This window comes from Streptomyces sp. NPDC025721 (assembly GCF_055558595.1).
Genome location: NZ_JBVHMF010000008.1, coordinates 128,534 through 151,046, shown reverse-complemented (window position 1 = coordinate 151,046; position 22,513 = coordinate 128,534). Strand labels below are relative to the sequence as shown.

Annotated in this window: 23 protein-coding genes and 2 CRISPR repeat arrays; of the genes, 11 read left to right on the top strand and 12 right to left on the bottom strand. The window is 72.6% G+C overall.

Translation table 11 applies throughout. The annotated features are described in order from the left end of the window. Positions 1 to 297 precede the first annotated feature (297 nt). Positions 298 to 1,173: an SCO2400 family protein gene (locus ACZ4EF_RS14410; protein WP_467504631.1), complete on the top strand. Its 876-nt coding sequence runs from the start codon at positions 298 to 300 to the stop codon at positions 1,171 to 1,173. Positions 1,174 to 1,273: 100 nt separating this feature from the next. Here the strand turns inward: ACZ4EF_RS14410 and ACZ4EF_RS14405 are convergent, their stop codons facing one another. Next, positions 1,274 to 2,407 carry a peptidoglycan recognition protein family protein gene (locus ACZ4EF_RS14405; RefSeq protein ID WP_355339846.1) on the bottom strand — a complete coding sequence of 378 codons (1,134 nt, stop codon included), beginning with the start codon at positions 2,405 to 2,407 and terminating at the stop codon, positions 1,274 to 1,276. A 54-nt stretch (positions 2,408 to 2,461) separates the two neighbouring features. Continuing rightward, entirely contained in the window at positions 2,462 to 2,869 is a 408-nt protein-coding gene (locus ACZ4EF_RS14400) for a hypothetical protein (protein WP_467504764.1), read from the bottom strand. On the opposite strand from ACZ4EF_RS14400, the gene ACZ4EF_RS14395 reads away from it, so the two are divergent. Further along, positions 2,808 to 5,363, top strand: coding sequence for a lamin tail domain-containing protein (locus ACZ4EF_RS14395; protein WP_467504629.1), 2,556 nt, complete (start codon positions 2,808 to 2,810; stop codon positions 5,361 to 5,363). The genes ACZ4EF_RS14400 and ACZ4EF_RS14395 overlap by 62 nt on opposite strands. 195 nt (positions 5,364 to 5,558) lie before the next feature. Further along, a CRISPR array of direct repeats spans positions 5,559 to 5,833; the repeat unit is 29 nt; unit sequence CCGCCCCCCGCGCGTGCGGGGATGACCCC. Between the two features lie 151 nt (positions 5,834 to 5,984). On the opposite strand, the gene ACZ4EF_RS14390 is transcribed toward ACZ4EF_RS14395, so the two are convergent. Then, positions 5,985 to 6,650: a peroxiredoxin-like family protein gene (locus ACZ4EF_RS14390; RefSeq protein ID WP_467504627.1), complete on the bottom strand. Its 666-nt coding sequence runs from the start codon at positions 6,648 to 6,650 to the stop codon at positions 5,985 to 5,987. A 122-nt stretch (positions 6,651 to 6,772) separates the two neighbouring features. On the opposite strand from ACZ4EF_RS14390, the gene ACZ4EF_RS14385 reads away from it, so the two are divergent. Then, positions 6,773 to 7,408: a TetR/AcrR family transcriptional regulator gene (locus ACZ4EF_RS14385; RefSeq protein WP_355339855.1), complete on the top strand. Its 636-nt coding sequence runs from the start codon at positions 6,773 to 6,775 to the stop codon at positions 7,406 to 7,408. 277 nt (positions 7,409 to 7,685) lie between these two features. Then, a CRISPR array of direct repeats spans positions 7,686 to 8,015; the repeat unit is 28 nt; unit sequence CTGCTCCCCGCGCAAGCGGGGATGACCC. 99 nt (positions 8,016 to 8,114) lie between these two features. Here the strand turns inward: ACZ4EF_RS14385 and ACZ4EF_RS14380 are convergent. Beyond that, positions 8,115 to 8,783 (bottom strand): formylglycine-generating enzyme family protein, encoded by a 669-nt coding sequence (locus ACZ4EF_RS14380; RefSeq protein ID WP_467504760.1) that lies wholly within the window; start codon positions 8,781 to 8,783, stop codon positions 8,115 to 8,117. A gap of 290 nt (positions 8,784 to 9,073) precedes the next feature. On the opposite strand from ACZ4EF_RS14380, the gene ACZ4EF_RS14375 reads away from it, so the two are divergent. Then, positions 9,074 to 9,514 (top strand): VOC family protein, encoded by a 441-nt coding sequence (locus tag ACZ4EF_RS14375; protein ID WP_401717549.1) that lies wholly within the window; start codon positions 9,074 to 9,076, stop codon positions 9,512 to 9,514. A 44-nt stretch (positions 9,515 to 9,558) separates the two neighbouring features. Continuing rightward, positions 9,559 to 10,323 (top strand): cytidylate kinase family protein, encoded by a 765-nt coding sequence (locus ACZ4EF_RS14370; protein WP_467504624.1) that lies wholly within the window; start codon positions 9,559 to 9,561, stop codon positions 10,321 to 10,323. 15 nt (positions 10,324 to 10,338) lie between these two features. On the opposite strand, the gene ACZ4EF_RS14365 is transcribed toward ACZ4EF_RS14370, so the two are convergent. Continuing rightward, on the bottom strand, positions 10,339 to 11,190 hold the full coding sequence (locus tag ACZ4EF_RS14365; protein WP_467504621.1) for an SDR family oxidoreductase: 852 nt from the start codon (positions 11,188 to 11,190) through the stop codon (positions 10,339 to 10,341). A 105-nt stretch (positions 11,191 to 11,295) separates the two neighbouring features. On the opposite strand from ACZ4EF_RS14365, the gene ACZ4EF_RS14360 reads away from it, so the two are divergent. Continuing rightward, positions 11,296 to 11,706: a winged helix-turn-helix transcriptional regulator gene (locus ACZ4EF_RS14360; RefSeq protein WP_391158496.1), complete on the top strand. Its 411-nt coding sequence runs from the start codon at positions 11,296 to 11,298 to the stop codon at positions 11,704 to 11,706. Positions 11,707 to 12,044: 338 nt separating this feature from the next. On the opposite strand, the gene ACZ4EF_RS14355 is transcribed toward ACZ4EF_RS14360, so the two are convergent. Further along, on the bottom strand, positions 12,045 to 12,491 hold the full coding sequence (locus ACZ4EF_RS14355) for an anthrone oxygenase family protein (RefSeq protein WP_467347814.1): 447 nt from the start codon (positions 12,489 to 12,491) through the stop codon (positions 12,045 to 12,047). 97 nt (positions 12,492 to 12,588) lie between these two features. Here ACZ4EF_RS14355 and ACZ4EF_RS14350 point away from each other — a divergent pair, with 97 nt between their 5' ends. Next, entirely contained in the window at positions 12,589 to 13,167 is a 579-nt protein-coding gene (locus ACZ4EF_RS14350) for a TetR/AcrR family transcriptional regulator (protein WP_391041751.1), read from the top strand. A 45-nt stretch (positions 13,168 to 13,212) separates the two neighbouring features. On the opposite strand, the gene ACZ4EF_RS14345 is transcribed toward ACZ4EF_RS14350, so the two are convergent. From ACZ4EF_RS14345 to ACZ4EF_RS14335, 3 genes are read right to left on the bottom strand one after another with little or no spacing between them, the layout of a single operon-like run. After that, positions 13,213 to 13,434, bottom strand: coding sequence for a DUF397 domain-containing protein (locus tag ACZ4EF_RS14345; RefSeq protein ID WP_467504618.1), 222 nt, complete (start codon positions 13,432 to 13,434; stop codon positions 13,213 to 13,215). Between the two features lie 20 nt (positions 13,435 to 13,454). Further along, entirely contained in the window at positions 13,455 to 13,676 is a 222-nt protein-coding gene (locus ACZ4EF_RS14340; protein WP_401717535.1) for a DUF397 domain-containing protein, read from the bottom strand. A 2-nt stretch (positions 13,677 to 13,678) separates the two neighbouring features. Continuing rightward, the gene (locus ACZ4EF_RS14335; protein WP_391121966.1) at positions 13,679 to 14,491 is read right to left on the bottom strand and encodes a helix-turn-helix domain-containing protein; all 813 of its coding nucleotides are present in this window, start codon (positions 14,489 to 14,491) and stop codon (positions 13,679 to 13,681) included. A gap of 229 nt (positions 14,492 to 14,720) precedes the next feature. Between ACZ4EF_RS14335 and ACZ4EF_RS14330 the strand changes: the two genes are divergently transcribed. Together ACZ4EF_RS14330 and ACZ4EF_RS14325 are read left to right on the top strand one after the other, a co-directional pair. After that, the gene (locus tag ACZ4EF_RS14330) at positions 14,721 to 15,239 is read left to right on the top strand and encodes an ATP-binding protein (RefSeq protein WP_467504615.1); all 519 of its coding nucleotides are present in this window, start codon (positions 14,721 to 14,723) and stop codon (positions 15,237 to 15,239) included. 785 nt (positions 15,240 to 16,024) lie between these two features. Next, entirely contained in the window at positions 16,025 to 16,534 is a 510-nt protein-coding gene (locus tag ACZ4EF_RS14325) for a GNAT family N-acetyltransferase (protein WP_391041744.1), read from the top strand. Positions 16,535 to 17,495: 961 nt separating this feature from the next. On the opposite strand, the gene ACZ4EF_RS14320 is transcribed toward ACZ4EF_RS14325, so the two are convergent. Next, the gene (locus ACZ4EF_RS14320; RefSeq protein WP_355339888.1) at positions 17,496 to 18,311 is read right to left on the bottom strand and encodes an ABC transporter permease; all 816 of its coding nucleotides are present in this window, start codon (positions 18,309 to 18,311) and stop codon (positions 17,496 to 17,498) included. Beyond that, positions 18,308 to 19,249, bottom strand: coding sequence for an ABC transporter ATP-binding protein (locus ACZ4EF_RS14315; RefSeq protein ID WP_467504613.1), 942 nt, complete (start codon positions 19,247 to 19,249; stop codon positions 18,308 to 18,310). The genes ACZ4EF_RS14320 and ACZ4EF_RS14315 overlap by 4 nt, the downstream gene beginning before the upstream one ends. Positions 19,250 to 19,403: 154 nt before the next feature. Between ACZ4EF_RS14315 and ACZ4EF_RS14310 the strand changes: the two genes are divergently transcribed. Both ACZ4EF_RS14310 and ACZ4EF_RS14305 read left to right on the top strand, forming a co-directional pair. Then, positions 19,404 to 20,816 (top strand): sensor histidine kinase, encoded by a 1,413-nt coding sequence (locus tag ACZ4EF_RS14310; protein ID WP_467504611.1) that lies wholly within the window; start codon positions 19,404 to 19,406, stop codon positions 20,814 to 20,816. Then, on the top strand, positions 20,813 to 21,520 hold the full coding sequence (locus ACZ4EF_RS14305; RefSeq protein ID WP_401717513.1) for a response regulator: 708 nt from the start codon (positions 20,813 to 20,815) through the stop codon (positions 21,518 to 21,520). Before ACZ4EF_RS14310 ends, ACZ4EF_RS14305 begins: the two co-directional genes overlap by 4 nt. Positions 21,521 to 21,593: 73 nt before the next feature. Here the strand turns inward: ACZ4EF_RS14305 and ACZ4EF_RS14300 are convergent, their stop codons facing one another. After that, positions 21,594 to 22,406 carry a maleylpyruvate isomerase family mycothiol-dependent enzyme gene (locus ACZ4EF_RS14300; protein ID WP_467504608.1) on the bottom strand — a complete coding sequence of 271 codons (813 nt, stop codon included), beginning with the start codon at positions 22,404 to 22,406 and terminating at the stop codon, positions 21,594 to 21,596. Positions 22,407 to 22,513: the final 107 nt, after the last annotated feature.

Below are 22,513 nucleotides of genomic sequence, written 5' to 3'. Positions count from 1 at the left end.
AAAACGTAGGTGAGGACATCGGGTTGCCGGTGCGCGGGCGGATTGCGCCCGAACGGCACCGTGGGCGGCGCCGCCTGCCGCACTTCACGTCGTTGACGCGGGTGCGGAACGTCCGCATTTGGCGGGCACGTCGGGATATTGCCGCCCAGGAGGCGGCGCGGCTTTTCAAAAAGCACACAGGTCGCTTGCAACCCCTCCCGTTACAGCTGTTAGTTTCGGTCGGCTGCCCCTTCGCGGGGGACGTGGACATCCCTGCGGCCCACCCTCGGCCGCGAAGCCAGCGGAGAAAGACCACGAATGGATTACTGCTACACGTGCCGCCGCTCCGTCAACGGGGCGCTGGTGTGCCCGGGTTGCGGCGCCTACGCGCCGGAGACGGACGCGGCACCGGTCTCGTACGCGGACCCGGCGTCGTACGCGGACCCGGCTCCGGTCTCGTACGCGGACCCGGCTCCGTACGAGCCCGCCGCGTACATACCGGAGCCCTCCGTCTTCCCGGCCGCCCCTGCGGCTTCGGCTGGCGCCGCGGCTTCGGCTGCGGCTGACGAGGAGAGGACGGCGTCCGTCGTCGGGCCCTCCTCGCTCGTGCCCCGCTTGCAGGGCGGACGCGCCGCCCGGCGGCGGCAGTTGGAGCGGTGGAAGAAGAACCGGCGCCGTGCGGGCGTCGCCACGGCGGTGGCCCTCTTCGGCGGCGGCGTGACCGTCGCGTCCATGCAGAACCACGGCTCCGGCCGGGGCACGACGGCGTCCTCGTCGTACGACACCGTGACGCCGGTGACGCTGCGCACCGACAACGCGCAGGCCACGGAACCGACTTCGGGCTCGCACGCCGCCGCGCCCGCCACCCAGCGGCACACCCGTACCCCGGCGCTCCCCACGGCCGAGGCGACCCACCCGGCCGCCACCAACGCCGGTACGGCCCCGCTGCCCGCCACTTCCCCGGCCACCGGCCCGGCCCCGTCCGCCTCGACGGCTCCTTCGACGCCCCCGTCGACCGGCACGCAAGCCGTGAACACCGGCACCGGCACCGCCGCCGACACCCCCGCGGACCCCGGCACGACGACGACGGCGCCCCCGGCCACCACCCCCGCCGACCCCGCGTCGCCGAGCACGTCCCCGACGACGCCGCCCGCGCACCAGGGCCTGTGCATCCTGATCCTCTGCCTGCCGTAAGACCCCGGCCGGGACGTGCCCCGTAGGGGCGTTGGCTCCGCCCCAACGGCGGCCCCAACGCCCCTAAAAGTTCAGGTGCACCGCACCCGTATGGCGCGGGTTAACAGAAGGCCTCGCGGACGGACCCGCCGACCGCGGCACACCACGTGCTCAGGTCGACCTTGCCGTTGGGGCGCAGGCCGTGCAGCCGCTGGAGGTCCTGGACGGCCTTCTGGGTGGCGTGGTCGAAGGTGCCGTTGACCGTGACACCGGCGAAGCCCTTGAGGGCCAGGATCGACTGGAGGCCGCTCACCGGCAGCCCGGTGGCGTGCTTGTCGAGTACGGGCGCCAGCGCTTCCCACGTGGCGGTGTCGAAAGTGGCGTCGGGCGTGACCGGAATGCCGTGCGTGGTCTGGAAGTCGGCGACCACGGCGTTCATGTCGGTGCCGAAGACGCCGTTGGGCGTCAGCGCGGTGTACCCGGCGTTGTTGAGCAGGTACTGCGCGACCCCGACGACCTGGCTGTCCACGAACCGCCAGATGTCCGGCCAGCGGCGCGCGGGGATGTCCCGCCGGGGCGTGCGCATCTGGGTCAGGACGCGCGAGCGGATCGTCGGGAACTGCGCGTAGAAGGCGGCGCCGGGACACTCGGTGCCGAGCCGGAAGTCCCAGTGCCCGAAGATGTCCCAGGCGTGCAGGTCGAACTGCCGGCACACGGCGACGCACAGCTCCACCAGGGAGTCGAGCAGCGCGCGCGGCGGCGTCTCCGTGATGTACGTGCCCTCGTTCTCGATGCCGATCGCGTTGCCGTTCTCACCGGGGCAGTGCGCGGCCGTGACCTGGTGTTCCCCGGTGACCAGCGTCTCCAGGCTGCGGTGCCTGCCCTCCATGACGTAGCCGCCGCGGCTGACGGTGAAGTGCTGGCCGGTGTCGGCCCAGCCGTTGGTGTCCATGTGCAGGTCCTGGCAGTCCTTGGCGAGCTGGACCGCGTGGGCGCGCGAGTAGTCCGTGACGTTGGGGAACGCCATGTGGTGCAGGATGATCTTGTTCGTGGTGTTGCCCGTGATCTGGATCGGGCTGGACGGCGGCCGGGCGCCCCACGTGTCGCAGTCGATGATCCACGGGAATTGCGGCGACGGCGCGGCGACGGCCGCTCCGGGCAAGGCCAGTTCGGTACCGACGACGGCGGCGACCGCTCCGCCCAGGCCGACTCTGAACAACGTGCGACGGTCGACCTCGTGCTCGTGTATGGCCAATGCATGCTCCCCGAGGAACGTGGCAGTCACTGTTAACTGCCGTGCACCCGGAGACTATTGAGCCTTCTGATGTCTGACCAGAATTGTTTCAAGATCGTGATGCTCGGTGTGGAACCGAAGGCTCACCTGGCGTTCGCCCGCGGTTCGCCCGCCATTCGCCGGGCTGTCGGAGGCTTCGCGGGACCCCTGCTCATTTCCCGCCGTGCCGACCGAAGAGGGACCCACAGCCTTGCAAACCTTGCATAAGAGATGGCGTGCGTCAATCACTCTGGGCGTCGCGTTCCTGACCGCGATTCCCTTTTTCCTCGCGTCCTCGCCCGCCGCCTCGGCGGTTTCGCCGGCCGGTTCGCCGGCCGTTTCACCGACTGTTTCGCCGACGGCCGACGCGGCGCCTTCCGCCGTGAAAATCAATGAGGTCGAGTCCAATGGCGGAACGCCGGGCGACTGGGTCGAGTTGGTCAATTCGGGTGCGATTGCTGTTGATGTGTCGGGTTGGCTCGTCAAGGACAATGACGACTCCCATGTGTTCACGATCGCCGCCGGTACGTCGATCGCGCCCGGCGGTTTTCTCGCGCTCGACGTCGACCCCGTCTTCGGGCTGGGAAGCGCGGATTCCGCGCGGCTTTTCCTGCCCGACGGCGTGACCTTGGTGGACGCGTACTCCTGGACCGCCCACGCGGCGACCACGTACGGCCGTTGCCCCGACGGCACCGGCGCTTTCGTCACCACGACCGCCTCCACCAAGGGCGCCGCGAACGACTGCGGAGCGCCCTCGTCGGCCGTGAGAATCAATGAGGTCGAGTCCAATGGCGGAACGCCCGGCGACTGGGTCGAGTTGACCAACACAAGTCCCGTGTCCGTGGACATATCGGGCTGGCTCGTCAAGGACAACGACGACTCCCACGTCTTCACGGTCCCCGCCGGTACGTCGGTCGCGCCGGGCGGTTTCCTCGCCCTCGACGTCGAGTCGGCCTTCGGTCTCGGCGGCGCCGACTCCGCCCGCCTCTTCCTGCCGGACGGCACGACGCTGATCGACGCGTACTCCTGGACCGCCCACGCGGCGACCACGTACGGGCGTTGCCCCGACGGCACGGGCGACTTCGCGACGACGGCCGCCTCCACGAAGGGCGCGGCCAACGCGTGCGCCGGTCAGGTCGCGGCCTCCCCGTGGCCGGGCGGCTCCTCGGTGACCACGGTCGACGACGCGAACGTCTTCGGTACGAACCTGAGCGGTCTGGCGTACGAGGGCTCCGGCGGGCCGACTCCCGGTGTGCTGTGGGCGGTCAGGAACGGCCCCTCCACGCTGTACCGGCTGGAGTGGGACGGCGCCAAGTGGGCGCCGGACACCGCCGACGGGTGGAGCGCGGGCAAGGCGCTGCGCTACCCGGACGGGACCGGTGACCCCGACGCCGAGGGGGTCGCCCTGACGGGCGCGGGCCCTTCCGGCGGCGTCTTCGTCTCGACCGAGCGCGACAACGCGGTCAGCGGCGTGAGCCGTCCCGAGGTGCTGCGCTTCGACACGCCCGGCACGGGGTCCGGCGCGCTGCGCGCCACCCGCGAGTGGAATCTGACCGCGGACCTGCCGCCGGTCGGCGCCAACAGCGGCCTTGAGGGCATCACTTGGGTCCCCGACACCTACCTGACCTCGCACGGCTTCCGCGACCAGCACACGGGCGCCGCGTACTCCCCGGCCGCCTACCCCGACCACGGCGACGGCCTCTTCTTCGTCGGCCTCGAAGGCAACGGCAGCGTCTACGCGTACGCCCTCGACCAGTCCGGCGGCGGCTTCACCCGCGTCGCCGCCTTCGCCAGCGGCTTCCCGAGCGTCATGGAGCTCCAGTTCGACGCCGAGGCCGACCAGTTGTGGGCCGTGTGCGACGACACCTGCAACGGCCGTACGGCGACCTTCGCCGTGGGCGCCAACGGTGACTTCGCCGCCACCGGCCTCTACGAGCGCCCGGCCGCGATGCCCAACCTCAACAACGAGGGCTTCGCCTTCGCCCCGCGCTCCGAGTGCGTCGACGGCCGCAAGCCGGTCTTCTGGTCCGACGACAGCGACGACGGCGGGCACGCGTTGCGCGGCGGCACGATCGCCTGCGCGGCGGGCGGCGCCTTCCTGCCCCTGAACGGCTTCTCCGACGTGGCCCTCGGCGGCACCACCTCCGGCCGTGTCGTCGCCACCGGCGGCCGTACGGTCCTGGTCTCCGACGCCCGCGACCCCGCGGGCGTGCTGGTGTACGTCGGCCCCGGATCCGCCCCCGCCCAGGTCCAGTTGACCGGCGGCGCGGCCACGCTCTCCCTCGGGCGCGGCTCCTACGAGATCACCGGCTCCGGCCGCACGACCACCGTGCGTACGGTCGACGGCGAGCCCGCCGTCCTCGCCCCGGTCCCCGCGACCGTCGCCCGCGGCGCCTCCCTCACCTACACCGAGACCCCCACCGGCCTCACCGGCATCCGCCACACCGGCTCCGTCACCTTCGGCCCCTGCACCGGCATCGACATCCAGAACGTCATCCTCGGCACCACCGGCAACGACCGCCTCACGGGCACCCCCGGCAACGACCTCATCCTCGGCCGCGGCGGCAACGACACCGTCGACGGCGGCGGCGGAAGCGACTGCGTCCTGACCGGCGCGGGCAACGACCGCATCTCCCTGCCAGGCACCGGCCCTTCGTACACCGACGCGGGCGGCGGCAACAACGTCGTCTCCACGGGCGACGGCGCCAATGTGGTCCTCGCGGGCAGCGGCAACGACCAGATCACGACGGGTGGGGGCGACGACCGCGTGGACGCGGGCGGCGGCAACAACGTCGTCTCGGCGGGCGACGGTTCCGACACCGTCCGGTCCACCACCGGCAACGACACCCTCGACTGCGGCCCCGGCCTCGACACCGCCCACCCCGGCACCGGCAACAACACCAACGTCGGTGGCCGTTGCGAGACCTTCCTGTCCTGACCCCCGCCAAGAGAGGCCGGGCCCCCGCCCGGCCTCTCCCGTCCCCCCACACGCGGCGCCACCCCGCCGTACCCTGTACCCTGTACCCGGCCCCGGCACGCACTCCCACCGCGTGGCGGTTCGCCCCATCTGCCCGATCCTTGACAGCTGGTTCCATCCGCCTCCCCCCACTGCTAAACGTGCACGTCAGCGAGACCGCCCCCCGCGCGTGCGGGGATGACCCCGTCTCCCAGTGCCGGCGGGCCGTCGTCACGTACCGCCCCCCGCGCGTGCGGGGATGACCCCGCGGGCGTCACTCTGGGCCGGTTCGGCGGGATCCGCCCCCCGCGCGTGCGGGGATGACCCCCCAGCCCGTGCCAGCTACGCGGGCCACAGCATCTGCCCCCCCGCGCGTGCGGGGATGACCCCCGGTCCAGCAGTTCGCCGATGCTGTCACCGAACTGCCCCCCCGCGCGTGCGGGGATGAGCCCATGTGCTTGGTGACGGTCTTCTCCAGGGCGTCGTGCACCCCGCGGCGTGCGGGGATGGCCCCGGGGGCTACTTGGCGCTGTGCCCCGCGCATGGCGGCCCCCCGCGCGTGCGGGGATGACGTGTTTGCTCAGTGCGCGGCTCCGTCGAGGGCTATTCGAGGGCCGCGACGGCGGCAAGGATCTCGGCGGGTTCCGACCGCGTCGTGTAATCGGGGTGGACGTCGATCCAGCGGATGGAGCCGTCGGCGCCGACGAGGACGGTCGTGGCGAGCGGGAGAGCGGCGGACCCGTCGGCGTTGACGTCGGTGAGGCGGACGCCGAGGGACGCCTGAGCGTCCTGCGCGCTGTCGGCGAGGGTGAAGACGATGCCGAGCCGCGCGGCGATCTGGTTCCCCGGGTCCGACAGCACGGCGTACGACAGGCCGAGCTTCTCGGTCATCGTCAGCGAGCCGTCCGGCTTCTGCGGGCTGAGCGCGATCAGGGCGACGCCCTGCGCTCGGAGTCGGTCGACCAGGGCCTCCTGGTAGGTGCGCAAGGTCAGGTTGCAGTACGGGCACCAGGCGCCCCGGTAGAAGACGACGACGGCCGGGCGCCCCGCCCGTACGGCCGAAAGGCTCGTCGGCCGACCGGTCGCGTCCAGAAGGTCGCCGTCGGGCATGGCGGTGCCCGGACCGGCGACGCCGTCCGGGACACCGGCCGCCATCAGCCGCCGCCTCTCGTTCTCGAAGGCGGTTCCGACCTCGGCGGGCAGCCGCCCGGCGGCCTGCGCCTGGACCTCGGCGGCCCGGTCGGCGACCGGGGTTGAGATGTCGTTCATGAGAGCGCCCCTTGCGTGCTGCGATTCGTGCTGCGATGGGCCCAGTGATTTCTGGGTCGCAGATTCCACTCTCGCGTCCAAAAAATGGGTTCTCAAGTCCAAAACGGTGTTAGCGTGGCGTCATGGCTACCGATACGCGCCCGACGGCCAAGCTGACGCCCAAGGGGCTGCGGACCCGGGCCCGTATCGTCGACGCCGCCGCCGAACTCGTTCACGAACGCGGCGTCGCGGGCGCCACCCTCGAAGACGTCAAGGCCGCGGCCCAGGTCAGCGGCTCGCAGCTCTACCACTACTTCGCCGACAAGGAAGCGCTCGTGCAGGCGGTGATCGACCGCCAGGCCGACGCCATCGTCACCACCACCGAGCAGGCGGGGCTCGACACGGTCGAGGGGCTGCGCGCCTGGCGCGACCTGGTCGTCGCCGAGGCCGGACGCCTCGACGGCCGGGGCGGCTGCCCGCTCGGGTCCCTCGGCGGTCAGCTCGCCGAGAGCGACGCGCGGGCCCGCGCTCGGGTCTCGGTCGGGTTCGGCCGCTGGTCCACCGTCATCGGCCAAGGGCTGGCCGCCCTGCACGCCGCCGGGCGCCTCCGGCCCGGCATCGATCCGGACGACCTGGCCGTCACCCTCCTCTGCGCCTTGCAGGGCGCACTCCTGCTCGCCCAGATCCAGCGGGACAGCCTTCCGCTGGAGACCGCACTCGACACTGTCCTGGCCCTGAGCCTCAGCCCTGGCGTCACCTTCGGCCAGCGCGCCGGATGACGTACGACGGAACTCCGGGCGCCCCCCGCCCACTCGGTGCGGCGGAACGAACTGCGGCTCACCGCACGCTGATTGTTTGGACCCAGCCCCCGTGAGTCGCCCGCACCACCGTCTTGACGCTCGGTCCAGCCTTGGCCCCTGCGGCCGCCGGCCGTGGCCATATCCTGTGCTCGGGGCCGTGCGGCCCGCCTTCAGGAGCCGCTTGCCCTATTCGCCCGATCCTCGACAGTTGGTTCAATCGGCCCCTGCCCCCTGATAACCCCGCACGTCAGCGAGCCTGCTCCCCGCGCAAGCGGGGATGACCCCGTCGTCGTGCACCGCGGCCGGCGGCGGTGCGGCTGCTCCCCGCGCAAGCGGGGATGACCCCGACCCGAGATAGCCGACGGTCTCGTCGCGGTCCTGCTCCCCGCGCAAGCGGGGATGACCCTCCGGAGTTCATGGCGAACTGCACGGTGCTGATCTGCTCCCCGCGCAAGCGGGGATGACCCCCTGAGTCACCTGCACGGCTACGCCGAGCGCTGCTCCCCGCGCGAGCGGGGATGACCCCTCGGCGACCTCTTCGACGATCCGCATGACCGGCTGCTCCCCGCGCGTGCGGGGATAACCCCGGCCCCAAGGCCCTGCGTTGGGGGAACGGCGATGCGTGTCCGGACGTGGGCGACCGTGGAGGTCGATAGTCCTGCGACCCTTACGGTCCTTACGGTGCTTACGGCCGGGGCGGCGACGGCGGCAGCGTAGAACGTGCGACGCGGAACCCCACGTCGTCGATTCCGAACGTCGGATGGCTGCGGCGCCGCACGGACGCGCGGCAGCTCCAGTGCTCGTCGGCCCAGCCGCCGCCGCGCAGCACCCGGTAGGTCCCGTACACCTCGGCGTCGTAGACGTCCCAGCACCAGTTCCACACGTTGCCCAACATGTCGTACAGGCCGAAGGCGTTGGGCTCCTTGCCGCCGACGGGGTGCGTACGCCCGTCCGAGTTCCCCTGGTGCCAGGCGACGGCGTCGAGCTGCCCGTACCTCGGCCCCGTCGTCCCCGCCCGGCAGGCGTACTCCCACTCGGCCTCGGTGGGCAGCCGGTAACCGTCCGCCGCCGCGTCCCACTCCGCCCGCTCGGCCTCACGGTCCAACGCGTACGCGGGCGTCAGCCCCTCCCGCCGCGACAGGGCGTCGCAGAACTCCGCCGCGTCCCACCACGAAACCCCCTCCACCGGCAGCCGCTCGCCCTCCACACTGCTCGGCCTCCGGCCGGTGACCTCCGCGTACGCCTCCTGCGTCACCGGCACCGCCGCCATCTCGAACGCCGCGACCTCGACCTGCCAGCTCTTCTGCGTCCGCCGGTCCGACACCGTCACCCGTCCCGCCGGGACGCCCACCATGTCCTCCACAGCCGGTCACCCTACCGACCACCCCGGACCGCGCGGACGCGTGCGGCACGTGCTCACGGTCACCCGCCGGCACCGTCCCCCACCAGGCGGCCACCTGCCCCATTCGCCCGCCCCCGCGACCTTGCCGAACCCACCCCCACCCGCCGACAATCCCCCAGGTCAGCCCCTCCGCCGCCCCCGCGTAATGCGGGGAAGACACCCTCCGCGGAAGTCGAGGTATTCGCGGTCGGCCCTCGTCCGCGTCGGCCGCGATTGTCCGAGGTGCGCGTTACGGTCCTGTCATGGCAGCAAGAATCGATCTGACCCTTGATTGCGCGGACGCGAAACTCCTCGCCACGTTCTGGAAGACGGCCCTGGGGTATGTGGACGAGCCGCCGCCCGCTCCCTTCACGACCCGTGAGGAGTGGCTGGCGCAGTTCGACCTTCCGGAGGACGACTCCGCGGACGACGGCGCGTGGCTCTGCGATCCCGACGGCGTCGGCCCCCGGCTCTGCATCCTCAAGGTCCCCGAGCCGAAGACCGCCAAGAACCGGCTCCACATCGACGTCCGGGTGCCGGGACACGGCAGCCCCGACGAGCGGTGGGCACGGATCGAGGCGGAGTCCGAGCGGCTGGTGAAGGCGGGCGGGGTCGTCCTGGAGGAGTTCGAGGGGCACCATGTGGTGATGGCCGACCCCGAGGGCAATGAGTTCTGCGTTGCCGCGGCCTCGGCGGGAGGCTGACCGGGGACGGCATCCGCCCGCCCCTCACGTGGGGAGGGGCGGCGATGGAACGAGGCACCCGTCAGGAGCTCATCGATCGGCTGGCGGAGGCGGTCGGGGCGGCCGGTGCGGTCACGGCCGGGGCAGCCGGGGCGGCCGGGGCGGTCACGGCTGGGGCGGTCACGACAAGGCACCCGGTGCGGGTCGCGGTCGACGGGCCGCCGGCCGCGGGGAAGACGACGCTGGCCGACGAACTCGCCGTCGTGCTGCGGGCGCGGGGTCGCGAGGTCATCCGGGCGACGGTGGACGACTTCCTCGTCCCGCGCGCACAGCGCTACCGGCGCGGCCGGTACACCGCCGAAGGCTGCTACTTCGACGCCCACGACCGCGCCGCGCTGTGCCGGTTCCTGCTCGACCCGCTGGGACCTGGCGGAGACCGGAGGTTCCGAACGACGGCCTACGACGCGCAGACCGACACCGCGCTGTCGCCACCGGCCGCGACCGCCCCGGCGGACGCCGTACTCCTCTTCGACGGCGTCTTCCTCCTCCGTCCCGAACTCCTCGACCGGTGGGACCTGCGCGTCCTCGTGTCCGTCCCCTTCGAGCAGACGGTGGACCGGGCCCGGAGCCGAGACGCGGCGCTGACGGCCGCCGCCCGGAGCCGAGACGCGGCGCTGACGGCCGCCGCCGAGATCGAACGGTCCTGGCGCGACCGCTACCTCCCCGCCCAGCGGCTCTACGCCGCCACGGCCCACCCCGCCGACCACGCCGACATCACCGTCCACAACACCCGCCTCCAGAACCCGAGTTGGGAGGTCAGGCCGGGCTGACCGGGACGCGGCGCCTCAGCGGAAGGCGGCGATGTTACGGGTGACCCAGTCGCGGAAGGGGCGCGGGGCGCGGCCGAGGACGCGCTGGACGTCCGGGCTGATGGCCAACTCGGCCGGACGCGGGGCGGAGAGGATGTCGAGGGTGTCGTCGGCGAGTTCGGCCGGTACGAAGCGGGTCATCGCCAACCGGGCCTCGTCGCGGGTGAGTTCGTGGAACCGTACGGGCGAGTCGAGCGCGGCGGCGAGGGCAGCGGCCTGCTGACGTGGCGTGATGACCTCGGGCCCGGTCAGTTCGTACACCCCGCCGTTGTGCCGGTCGTCCAGGAGGCAGGCCGCCGCGACCTCGGCGATGTCGGCCGGGTCGACGACCGGAACCCCCACGTCGCCGAAGGGCGCGGCGACCGTCCGCTCCGTACGCACGGACTCCGCCCAGGCCAGGGCGTTGGACGCGAAGCCGCCCGGTCGTACGATCGCCCAGTCCAGGCCGGAGCCGCGCAACGCGTCCTCCACCGCGCGCATCGCGACCCGCGACGGGTCGAGCGGCCTGGTCGACACGCCCTGCGAGGACAGCAGGACGACCCGGCGTACGCCGTGGGCAGCGGCGAGGCCGATGAGGTCGGCGGGCCTGGCTTCGGGGGCGTGCAAGTCGCCGGACAGGAGCAGGAACAGCGCCTTCGCTCCGTCCAACGCCGCTTCCAGGCTCGCCGGTTCGGCCAGGTCGGCCGACAAGTGGCGTACGCCGTCCGGCAGTTGCGCCGAGCCGGTCGGGGGGCGCCGCGACACCGCCGTCACCTGCTCGCCCGCCTCCGCCAGTGCCTGCGTCAAAGGCCGGCCCACGTTTCCGGTCGCACCGGTCACCACGATCATGTTCGGCTCCTCGTTCCTGCTGCGTTATCCGTTGTGGCTACGGGGATTGACGCTAGGAGCCGGGCTTACTTTCCGTAAGGACATACCCCGAGGTAAGCTCCGGGCATGGAGGAAGGCGTGCAGCTGAAGCCGGTCGCGGCGGACCCTCGGTATGAGGTGTTTCACACCGACTGCCCCGCGCGCGACATGGTCGACCACGTGACCAGCCGGTGGGGCATCTGGGTGCTGATCTCCTTGCGGACCAACGACCTGCGGTTCTACGAGCTGCGCGACAGCATCCGGGGCATCAGCGAGAAGATGCTGGCGCAGACCTTGCGCGCCCTGGTCCAGGACGGCCTGATCTGGCGTGCGGTCGAGCCGACGACTCCTCCCCAAGTCACCTACGGCCTCACCGACTTCGGCCGCGACATCGGCGAGCCCCTCACCGACCTCTTCGACCGCATCACCCGCCGCCTCCCGCCGCCCTCGCCCGTCCCCGAAGGCGGTTCCACCCCGTCCTGGTCCCCTCGCCGCTGACCGCCGACACCTCTGCGAGCAGCCCCCCCACGACGCCCTACGGCCCCCCACGACGCCCTACGGCCCCCCACGGCGCCCACGGCGCGCTCCCGCGTGTGCGGGATGACCCTGCGGCACACACGGTGCGGCAGGCGCTTTTGAACCGCTCCCCGCACGTGCGGGGATGACCCCGTGGGACGCTTCGGCTTCGACGCGGCGATCTACCGCCCCCCCGCGCCTGCGGGGATGTCCCCAAGGGCCTGTCGTACGCCAACGGCGGCATCCGCTGCTCCCCGCGCGTGCGGGGACGGGCGGGATTCGGCGCGCGCAAGCGCCCGGGCGGGGGCGGGGCGGCCCGGTCAGAGGAGGGCGGCGGCCAGGAAGGCGAAGGCGGCGATGATGACGGCGACGCGGACGTAGTGAAAGCGGTCCCAGCGATTCATCTGCTGCTTCCAGTCGGCGGGCCGATTCTCGGGGGTCCAGGTCTTGCTCTGGTTGTTGATGGGGACGAGCAGCAGGATCGACATGATCACGCTGACGATCAGCAGCGCGGCACCGGTGATGACGAGGCCGACGCCGTCGTGGTGCCGTCCGGCGACGGTCCAGACGGCGGCGAGGACGAGCGAGCCGATGTACCAGAACGGCATCACGGCGCCGAGCATGCGACCCCCGTGGGCGCGGGCGAGCTGGCCGCTGTCGTCGGGCAGCGCGTTGAAGATCGGGTTCATGACGAAGGCGACGGAGAACTCCACCCCCACCATCACGCCGACGACCACGGTGGTGATGACCTCAAGTGCGTTGAGCATGGTGACCCTCCCGGAGATCAGGATCTAGCGTTGCTAGCCGTTGGTTCAACGCTAGACCTGCTACCGCTCGATTGTCTAGCGGTGCTAGAATCGAGTCATGTCGGTACAGGAACGCAAGGAGCGCGAACGGGCGGGCCGCGAACGCCTCATCGTGGCCACGGCCCGCGAACTCGCCGAGCGCCAGGGCTGGGACGCGGTCACCACGCGCCGCCTCGCCGAGCGCATCGAGTACAGCCAGCCCGTCCTCTACAGCCACTTCCGGGGGAAGCGCGAGATCATCGGCGCCGTCGCCCTCCAGGGCGCCGCCGAGATGGCCGTGGCGATACGGGCCGCGACCTCCGCCGTGGACGACCCGCGCGCCCGGGTCACCACCCTCGCCCGCACCTACCTGGACTTCGCCGAACGCAACCCGGCGGTCTACGACGCCATGTTCAACCTCGACGGCGGCCTCGCCTTCGCGCACGAGGACACGCCGGAGCCCCTGAAGGACGCCTTCGCCGCCCTGCTGGAGACCCTTGGCGAGGTGGCCGGGGACGGCGTCCACCCGGGGCTGTTCACCGAGCTGTTCTGGGCGTCCCTGCACGGACTCGCCACCCTGACCCGTGCCGGGCGGCTCCCGCCGGGGGACACCGAACGCAGAACCGAGCTGCTGGTCGACCGCCTCGCCGTCCTCTGACGCCCCGCCCCGGCCCCGCCCCCGGCCTCGCGCCGGGGCGGACCGCTAGACGGTGGGGAGTTGGCCGGACTTCACGGCGTCGATGAAGGCGGACCAGGAGGCGGTGGGGAAGGTGAGGGCGGGGCCGTGAGGGTCTTTGCTGTCGCGTACGGGGACGGTGCCGGGGAAGTTGTCGGCGACCTCGACGCAACTGTCCGGCTCCGCCCCGCCGCTGTAGGACGACTTGCGCCACGCGGCGGCGCTGAGATTCAGTCCGGTGCTTGGCATGATCACTGGTCCTCGGACGTTCAGACGGTGGGGAGTTGGCCGGACTTCACGGCGTCGATGAAGGCGGACCAGGAGGCGGTGGGGAAGGTGAGGGCGGGGCCGTGGGGGTCTTTGGAGTCGCGTACGGGGACGGTGCCGGGGAAGTTGTCGGCGACCTCGACGCAACTGTCCGGGTCCGCCCCGCCGCTGTAGGACGACTTGCGCCACTTGGCGGCGTTCAGGTTCAGTGCGGTGCTCTGCATGACTAGTGGTCCTCCAGCGCGGATCGCAGTAGGTCGAGGGACTCGGTGGGCGACAGTGCGGAGTCCCGAAGACGATCGTAGGACAAGCGAAAGTGCTCCACCTCCTCCGTTTCCTCGACGAGGTGGCCGCTCCAACTGCTCTCGAAATAGGCGACCGTTCGCCCGCTGGGGAGCCACAGCAGTTGCAGCGAACTGCTGAGGAGGTTGTGCATCCCGACGCCGAACGGCACCACTTGCAGGGTGATGTTCGGCTGGTCGGCGGCTTCCGCCAGGCGCTCCAACTGCTCGCTCCAGACGCTCGCGTCACGGGCTGGTCGACGGAGGACCGACTCGTCCAGCAAGCCTCGGTAGTTCAGCGGTTTCGCGCTGGTGAGCCGGTCCTGCCGGGCGATACGGTCACTGACCCGTTTCGCCAGCAGCTCCTCGCTCTCCGGGCCGTGCGTCCGCAACAGCCCCTCGGCGTAACCCGGTGTCTGCAAAAGCCCTGGGACGGTGCTGACGGCGAACTCCTGGATGCTCGTCGCCTCGGCCTCCAGGTCCTTGAAGCCCTGGTAACGGCTCTGCCCCGCCTCGCGCTTGGCGGCACGCCACAACTTGCTGAGGAGTTCGCCGGTTCCGTACAGCCGGTCGAGCGCGTCGATGGCGTCGAGGGAGCCGAGCCGGACGCCCTTCTCCAGGCGTTGGAGATACGACGGGTCGTACTTGGAACGATCGGCGAGTTCGGCCAGCGTCCAACCGGCGCGCTCCCGCTGTCTGGTGAGTTCGGCCGCGAGCATCGCGCGTGGGCTGAGTTCGTCCTCGGCTCCGTCGATCATCCGAGCGCCCGTTCCTTTCGCCTTGCCTCCGCCGTGGGCAACGAGCCTGTGGCCAGCGCCGATTGGCGGCTCCGCCTGCGGGTTTCGCGGCGGCGGCCACGTACCCGGGCCCGTACCCCTTGCTGTTCGCGGGGTCAACGGCCGACCCCTGGCGATCGTATGGCTCCCGCCTCACGCTTGTGTACGGAAAGTGAGAATTCGATCACGCACGGAGAGACGGTAAGGCGCTATGTCGGGAGTTGCCGTAGAGGCGAAGGGCGGTGGCGCGCCGCCGCCCCCGCAGCCGTACACCGATCCACAAGAGCTGTGGCCCCCAACGGCGTTGGGAGTACGGCGCGCCCGTCACTCGCTGATGCGAACCCTTGCCGCGTGGCGGGCCGAACGCGACGTGGCCGAGGCCGCCTGCCTCGTCCTCGCCGAACTCGCCGCCAACGCACAGCGCCACGGGCACGTTCCCGGCAAGCAGTTCGGCGTCAGCGCCCATCGGCTCGCCGACGGCCTGCTCCTCGAAGTCCACGACGCCGCCGGCGGTTCCTTACCCGTCCTCCTCGACGCCCCCACCCCTGATGTTGCCGCCGAACGCGGGCGCGGGCTCCTCCTCGTGGACGCCGTCACCCACGGCCGCTGGGGTGTCGCCCCGCGCGCGGGCGTCCCCGGCAAGGTCGTCTGGGCCCTCGTCCCTGCCCCTGCGTCTGCGCCTGCGCCTGCGCCGTGGGGCGACTCTGCGGTGCCGGGTCCCGCCCGCTGAGTCCCCGCCGCATCCTCGGCCCTACCCTGTACGCGGGCGGCCTCGTCGCGACGCGGTTCGCCGCCTCTGCCTGACCCTTTGCACCTGGCTCAACCCGGGCTCTGCTCCCGGCAACTCCGCACGTCAGCAAGCCAGTTCCCCGCGTACGCGGGGATGACCCCTTGCAGCACACGGCGTAGACCGCGAAAGCCTCCAGTTCCCCGCGTACGCGGGGATGACCCCCGCACGCGGGCCAGCGGCCGGGGCGCGTCCTGCCGCTCCCCGCACACGCGGGGATGACCCCAGGTCCGGGGCCACGCCGGAGCTGCGCGAGTCCTGCTCCCCGCCCGCGCGGGGATGACCCCATCGGCCGCTTCGGCTTCGATGCGGCGATCTTCCGCTCCCCGCCCGCGCGGGGATGACCCCTTGACATTCTTCGCGAGGCCGTACGGCCACTTCTGCTCCTCGCCTGCGCGGGGATGACCCCGCGCAGGGGTACGGCCTCGGCGCGCAAGCTGTCTGCTCTCCGCCCGCGCGGGGATGATCCCGGGGTGGTCGTCCACCACACCGTGACCCAGGGGTGGTCCCCGCGCCTGCGGGGATGACCGCTCGTCGGGACTCACCGACGCTGGACGGGGCGTAGGGCCTCCCGATTCTCCGACCGGGCGGTGCGGGGCGTACGGCGGGAGCTGCGGTCGCGGAGGGAGCGGGGGCACGTCGGAAGGCTCGACTGCGTGCGTTGAGGTCGCTGACGTTCGATACGGGGTGGGCGCGGACGAAAGGGCGCCCCGTGTGATGCTGGCGGCATGAGTGATCAACCTGAGGTCGCCGTCGTCCGGTGGCCGGACCAGGCACCTTCGGCCGGGGACGGGCTGGCCGGGCTGGCCGGGCTGCTGGCGGCCTACCACCTGCGGACCGAGGCCGAGAAGGGGGAGGCGGTCGCGGGGGTGGACGGGCTGCCGGATCGATACCGGGCGGAGATCACCGACCCTCGGAGCGCGTTCGCCGACGATGTCGTGCTGGTGGCGCTCGTGCGGGACGCCGCCGTGGGCTGCGTGGTGGTGACGCGTCCGGACCACGGGCACTCCGAGGTCAAGAGGCTCTGGACCGAAGCCGGGTTCCGTGGCCGGGGCGTCGCGTCCGCTCTGCTCGGCGCGGCGTTCGAGCAGGCGGCGGAGAACGGCGCGGATACGGTCCGGCTCTCGGTGTGGAAGTGGCGGACCGGGGCCATCGCGCTGTACGAACGGCTCGGCTTCACCGTCACCGACTCGTGGGACGAGCGGGAGCAACTGGTTTGCATGCGGCGCGCCTTGTGAACGGCCGCTGACGGCCGCGCCATCGCGTATCGCGCGGCGACGGCACGGCGCGTCGTGACCCCGCGTCAGCCGGGACGGCGGCTGCCGAGGCGCGCGTCGCCCAGGGCCCCCGCCCGCTCCACGAACCTCGTGACGACCTCAGCCGCTCCCCGCCCACGCCGTAGGGGCTGGTCACTCGCCTCAGCTCTACGCTGTACGCGGACCGTCTCCACGCGCGCCGGGTTCGCCGCATTTGCCCGATCCCCGCCACCTGATGAATTCCGCCCCCACCCGCCAACAAACCCCCACGCCCCCCGCGCACGCGGGGATGACCCCGACTTCCGCCACGGCCACCGGTCCGGCCCGTACCGCCCCCCGCGCACGCGGGGATGACCCCGGGCCCCGGAGGTCCAGCGCGAACGGGATCACCTGCCCCCCCGCGCACGCGGGGATGACCCCTGGCGGCCGGGGAACGGTGGGGCAGTAGGCCCCTGCCCCCCGCGCTCGGGGGGATGACCCTCGGTCGTCGTGCTCGGCCTCTTCGGTTACGGGCTGCCCCGCGCGCACGCAGGGATGACCCCAGACGCTCGACTAGAGCCCACGGGGGGATTTCTGCCCCCCCCCCCCGCACGCGGGGATGACTCCAACGTCGCGGTGCCGCAGATGCAGCGACTGGGCTGCTCCCGCGCACGCGGGGATGCCCCCGGAGCGGCGGCAAAGGCCGCTTCGCCGAAGAGTTGCCCCCGCGCATGCGGGGATGACCCCGGGGCCACGCAGATGCAGGGGATTCTCACCACCTGCCCCCCCGCACGCGGAGATGCCCCCCGGACGCCGCCGCGACGGCCCACCGTCGCCGACCTCGCCCCGCCGCCCCGGCGCGCCCGCCGTCCCGGCCCCCCTCCGCCCCGGGCACGCCCCCGCCCGGGCCCGCCGCCCCCCGACTGCGAGGGCAAGGCGAAGCGCAGCCCCCGCCGGGGCGGCGTTATTGGTCGCGGCGGGGGACCGTCAGGAGGACGAGGAGGGCGGGGGCGGCGGCCCAGGCGGCGAAGGTGAGCCAGGCGCCGGGGATGGTGGAGGGGTAGGGGGCGTGGAGGATGGCGATGGGGAGGGTGAGGCGATACCAGGCGTTGAAGGGGAGCGCATGGGTGAGAGTGGCGCTGAGGTGGGTGCGGTCGGTGATGGAGACGGGGAGGATGAAGGCGAGAAGGAACAGCGTGACCATGGTGGCGACGCTGTGGCGGATGACGGCGCCGAGGCCGAGGCCGATGAGGGCGCCGAGCGGGGCGAGCACGGCGGAGGCGGCGGTGATGCGGAGGGCGACGGGGTCGGCGAGGGGGACGCCGGTGTAACGGCCGTACAAAATGGCCGCGTCGCACCAGACGGAGGCGGCGACGGTGAGGACGCCGAAGACGGCGGCGACCGCCGTGACGACCAGGACCTTGGCGGTCATGACCTCCCGGCGGGCGGGGACGGCGCAGAACGTCGTACGGAGCAGGCCCGTGGTCTGTTCGCTGAGGATCGCGATGGCGCCCACCGCGCCCATGGCCAGCAGGACCCAGGCGGCGGCGGGACGGCTGAACGCCTCTTGCAGGGCGCCGTGCGCGGTGAACGGGGGCGGCCCTGAGTGCCAGTGCGCGCGGGCGGCGCGCGCGGCGTTGGCGTTCACGCCGACCGCGGCCAGGGCGCTGAGCAGCACGAACCACGGGATGGACCGCAGCGACCACAGTTTGATCCACTCCGCCGCCAGCAAGTCCCAGAAGCGGGGCGCGGGTTCGAGAAGGCCGGATTCCGTACTCATGACCGCTCTCCCGACTCCGCCGCGTACTCCACGCTCGTACCTGTCAGTTCCATGAACGCCTGCTCCAACGAGCCGTTGCGCGTCGTCAGTTGGTGGACGAGGATGCCGCGCTCCACGGCGATCCCCGCGATCCGTACGGCGTCCATCCCGGAGCCTTCGGCAGCCGTCACCGTGAGCAGGCCGTCCGGCGCCTGCGTCACCCGGGCGCCCGCTCGCGTGAGCGCGATCACCAGCCCCGCCGGGTCGTCGGCGCGGACCTCGACGACCTGCCCGCGCTGCCGCGCGCCGCGCGCGGCGAAGGCGGAAACGCTCTCGTCGGCGAGGAGTCGACCCCGGCCGAGGACGACGAGCCGGTCGGCGGTGTGCTCCATCTCCGTCATGAGGTGGCTGCTGACGAAGACGGTGCGCCCCTCGGCGGCCAGCCGTCTGAACAGCGCACGGACGAAGAGCACGCCCTCGGGGTCGAGCCCGTTCAGCGGCTCGTCGAAGAGCAGCACCGGCGGATCGCCGAGCAACGCGCCCGCGATACCGAGCCGTTGCCGCATGCCGAGCGAGAAACCGCCGATGCGCCGGCCGGCGGCGTCGCCGAGCCCGACCTCGCGCAGGACGGTGTCGATCCGGCCGCGCGGAACGGCGTTACTGCGGGCCAGGAAGCGGAGATGGTCGTACGCGGTGCGCCCGCCGTGCGCGTCGCCCGCGTCGAGCAGCGCGCCGACGTGGCGCAGGCCCCGGCGGCGGGTCCGGAAGTCGTGGCCGTTGATCGTCGCGGTGCCGCCAGTGGGGGCGTGCAGGCCGACGAGCATCCGCAAAGTGGTGCTCTTGCCCGAGCCGTTGGGGCCGAGGAAGCCGGTGACGTGGCCGGGGCGGACGGTGAAGGACAGGTCGTTGACGGCGGTGGTCCGGCCGTAGCGTTTGGTGAGATGGCTGACTTCGATCACGGGACCACGCTGCCGTCCGGAGCGGCGCGGGTCATCGGCCGCCGGAGGACGTCCCCCTGTCCGCCGGTCGCGGAACGGTCCGCCCCGCCGTACGCCCACGGGCTTACGTCCCCGGGTGAATGCCCAGGTGGGGGACGGTCGTTACGCTCGGAGCATGGACCTGGGCAGGGAGCTGAGCATGGACTTCACCCACTCACCGCTCAAACGCCTCTCCCGCGTACGGCCGGGTACGTGGATGGCGCTGATCTGGTTCGCGGTCACCGCGTACACCGTCTTCGAGCAGACGCAGACCCGCGGCCTCAGCGTGCTCGACCTGAGCCTCGGCAACCAGTTGGACGAAGTCCTCGCGGCCGTCCTCGTCCTGGCCGCCGCGCGCCGCGAGCGCCGCCCGCTCCCCGCCCTGTGCCTGCTGCTCACCGGGACCGTCTGCTCGGTGTTGGCCATGGCGGTGGGGGACATCCCGCTGTTGCAGTTCCTCGCGGTGGACGTGGCGGTCTGCTATCTGGCGGCGACGCAGCCGCTGCGCACGTCGGCGACGGCGGGCGTGCTGGCGCTGGCCACGCTGGTCGGCTACTCGGGCGGTCGCGCGCTGCTCGGCTACGAGACCGACGCGACGACGACGCTGACGGCCGCGCTCACGACGGCGATCGTGTGGCTGGTCGGCAACGCGGTGTGGCAGCGCCACGCGCACGCGGAGGCGTTGCGCGCGGAGGCGACGGAACGGGCGATCACCTCCGAACGCCTGCGGATCGCACGGGAGTTGCACGACATGGTCGCGCACACCATCGGGATCGTCGCGCTCCAGGCCGGTGCGGCGCGGCAGGTCTTCGACACCCAGCCGGATCGCGCCCGCGCCGCGCTCGGCGAGATCGAGACGGCGGGACGGGAGACGCTGACCGGGCTGCGCCACATGCTCGGCGCCCTGCGCGAGGCGGACGGCAACGGCGCGGACGGGAACGGCTCGGACGCGAACAGCGCGCAGGGGAACGGCTCTGCCGGGACGGGCGCGACCGGGCGCGGCGCGCACGCGAGCGGCGCCCACGCGGGCGGAGACGGTACGCGCGAGGCCGTACGGCCCGCCCCCGCGCCGGGAATCGCCGACGTGCCCCGGCTCGCCGAGACCACGACGGCCGCGGGCGTACGCGTGGACGTGACCTGGTCCGGCGTACGGCGCCAACTCCCGCCGGAGATCGAGCTGTCGGCGTACCGCATCGTCCAGGAGGCGGTGACGAACGTCGTACGGCACGCGGGCGCGCGGTCCTGCGCGGTGACCATCGACTTCCGCGCGGCGGAGCTGGCCGTCGAGGTCAGCAACCCGGGCGCGGACCCGGAGCCGCACCCGGCGCGTACGACGACGCACGGCGTACGGGCCCCGGCCCGCGGCGGCTACGGCATCGTCGGCATGCGCGAGCGCGTCGGACTGCTGCACGGCGACTTCTCGGCGCAGCCGCGCCCGGACGGCGGCTTCCGCGTGACGGCCCGGCTGCCGGTGCCGCCCCAGGAAGCTCAACCAGCCCCCGACGCGGGGACGTTCACGTGTATGCCGGTCGCGGAGCCCGTCCGATGACCGCCGACGCCGCCGGACCTGCGGTCCCCGTGCGCGTCCTCCTCGTCGACGACCAGCCCCTCGTCCGCGCCTCCCTCGACATGATCATCACCGACGCGCCGGACCTCGCGGTGGTCGGCGAGGCGGGTACGGGCGCGGACGCCGTACGGCTGAGCGCCGAACTGCGGCCGGACGTCGTCGTCATGGACATCCGCATGCCCGGCATGGACGGCATCGAGGCGACGCGCCGGATCACCGAGGACCCGGTGTACGCGACCGCGGTCCCGCGCGTCCTCGTGCTGACGACCTTCGACCAGGACGACCACGTCTACGGGGCGTTGCGCGCGGGCGCGTCCGGGTTCCTGGTCAAGGACATGGCGCTGGACGACATCCTGGCCGCGATCCGCGTCGTGGCGGCGGGCGACGGCCTCATCGCCCCGGCCGTCACGCGCCGCCTGATCGCGCACTTCGCCCAACAGCCGCCGCCCGCGGGGCCGGTGGACGCACACGCTCCCGCGCGGCTGGCCGCCGTCACCGACCGCGAACGCCAGATCCTCACCCTCGTGGGCCTCGGCCGCGCCAACGCCGAGATCGCCGCCGAGCTCTTCATCAGCGGCGCGACCGTCAAGACGTACATCTCCCGCCTGCTCACGAAGCTGGACGCCCGCGACCGGGTCCAGCTGGTCATCATCGCGTACGAGTCGGGCCTCGTCGGCACGGCCTGAGCGCTGCCTGAGCACGGAGTCGGCCCCCCGGCTCAAAGACCCCGGTTCAAGGCCCCGGCTCAGCGCCCCCGGCTCAGGGCGCCGTGAACAGCGTCGGGAAGCGCGGCGCGAGCCAGGGCCTGCGGCCCCAGGCCAGGATCGCGCCGCGCGCGAGCGCGCTCGTGGCGGTGCGGCGGCCGAGGGCGATGAGGAGGAAGGTGACGGGCTCGGTGACGATCGTGCAGTCGGGGCGGCGCGGCGGGGCGTCGGTCACGGAGAGGGCCCCGTCGGTGAAGGTGGCCGTGAAGCGGGGGCCGCCGCGCAGGCGGAGGTCGTAGCAGGCGGTGTGCCCGGCGGCGGTGCGGGGTTCGACGACGCGGGGCATGGCCGTCATGAGGAACGGGACGGTGAGCAGGGCCCGTTGGGGGCTGACCATGTGGGGGCGGCGGAGGGCCACGGCGATGTCGTAGCCGTGTCCGAGCATGTGGGCGAGCAGATACGCGCCGAGGTGGCCGAGGTCCATGGGGCCCATCGGGGTGGCCAGTTGGGCGCCCGGCTCCCTGGACGGCGCCGTGTCCGTGAACGCCCGCGCGTGCCGGACGATCCCGGCCGCCAGGATCGCCGGGTCGCGCTCGGTAAAGGCTTCCAGGGACGCGGTGTTGGCAGCGGCCAGGCCGCCCGGCGTCCCGTCGCCGTACGACCGCTCGCGCCCCGCGGCGAGGTCCGCCATCAGGGCGTTGGCCAGCATCAGATGCGCCGCCGCCTCCCCAACCGTCCACCGCGCGCCGGGAATCGGCACGGCCATGTCCGAGGGCGACCGCAGCAGCGCCGCGATCCGCTCGGCGACGGCCGGGACGGCCACGGACAGCGGCGAGTCCGCGCTGACCAGGGGGCTGGGTACCGTCATGGTGCAGAAGAGTGACCGAGCCCGCCGCTTCTGTCCAGGGTGCGCGTCGCGCGACGCGGGCCACGACCGCCGCTCCCTGCTCCCCGCCCGCCCCCGGCCCTCCGGCG

Coding starts and splice junctions, on each gene's coding strand:
- ACZ4EF_RS14410 (WP_467504631.1), top strand. CDS start 298: ATGGATTACTGCTACACGTGCCGCCGCTCCGTCAACGGGGCGCTGGTG.
- ACZ4EF_RS14390 (WP_467504627.1), bottom strand. CDS start 6,650: ATGAACGACATCTCAACCCCGGTCGCCGACCGGGCCGCCGAGGTCCAG.
- ACZ4EF_RS14385 (WP_355339855.1), top strand. CDS start 6,773: ATGGCTACCGATACGCGCCCGACGGCCAAGCTGACGCCCAAGGGGCTG.
- ACZ4EF_RS14380 (WP_467504760.1), bottom strand. CDS start 8,783: ATGGTGGGCGTCCCGGCGGGACGGGTGACGGTGTCGGACCGGCGGACG.
- ACZ4EF_RS14375 (WP_401717549.1), top strand. CDS start 9,074: ATGGCAGCAAGAATCGATCTGACCCTTGATTGCGCGGACGCGAAACTC.
- ACZ4EF_RS14370 (WP_467504624.1), top strand. CDS start 9,559: ATGGAACGAGGCACCCGTCAGGAGCTCATCGATCGGCTGGCGGAGGCG.
- ACZ4EF_RS14365 (WP_467504621.1), bottom strand. CDS start 11,190: ATGATCGTGGTGACCGGTGCGACCGGAAACGTGGGCCGGCCTTTGACG.
- ACZ4EF_RS14360 (WP_391158496.1), top strand. CDS start 11,296: ATGGAGGAAGGCGTGCAGCTGAAGCCGGTCGCGGCGGACCCTCGGTAT.
- ACZ4EF_RS14355 (WP_467347814.1), bottom strand. CDS start 12,491: ATGCTCAACGCACTTGAGGTCATCACCACCGTGGTCGTCGGCGTGATG.
- ACZ4EF_RS14350 (WP_391041751.1), top strand. CDS start 12,589: ATGTCGGTACAGGAACGCAAGGAGCGCGAACGGGCGGGCCGCGAACGC.
- ACZ4EF_RS14345 (WP_467504618.1), bottom strand. CDS start 13,434: ATGCCAAGCACCGGACTGAATCTCAGCGCCGCCGCGTGGCGCAAGTCG.
- ACZ4EF_RS14340 (WP_401717535.1), bottom strand. CDS start 13,676: ATGCAGAGCACCGCACTGAACCTGAACGCCGCCAAGTGGCGCAAGTCG.
- ACZ4EF_RS14335 (WP_391121966.1), bottom strand. CDS start 14,491: ATGATCGACGGAGCCGAGGACGAACTCAGCCCACGCGCGATGCTCGCG.
- ACZ4EF_RS14330 (WP_467504615.1), top strand. CDS start 14,721: ATGTCGGGAGTTGCCGTAGAGGCGAAGGGCGGTGGCGCGCCGCCGCCC.
- ACZ4EF_RS14325 (WP_391041744.1), top strand. CDS start 16,025: ATGAGTGATCAACCTGAGGTCGCCGTCGTCCGGTGGCCGGACCAGGCA.
- ACZ4EF_RS14320 (WP_355339888.1), bottom strand. CDS start 18,311: ATGAGTACGGAATCCGGCCTTCTCGAACCCGCGCCCCGCTTCTGGGAC.
- ACZ4EF_RS14310 (WP_467504611.1), top strand. CDS start 19,404: ATGGACCTGGGCAGGGAGCTGAGCATGGACTTCACCCACTCACCGCTC.
- ACZ4EF_RS14305 (WP_401717513.1), top strand. CDS start 20,813: ATGACCGCCGACGCCGCCGGACCTGCGGTCCCCGTGCGCGTCCTCCTC.
- ACZ4EF_RS14300 (WP_467504608.1), bottom strand. CDS start 22,406: ATGACGGTACCCAGCCCCCTGGTCAGCGCGGACTCGCCGCTGTCCGTG.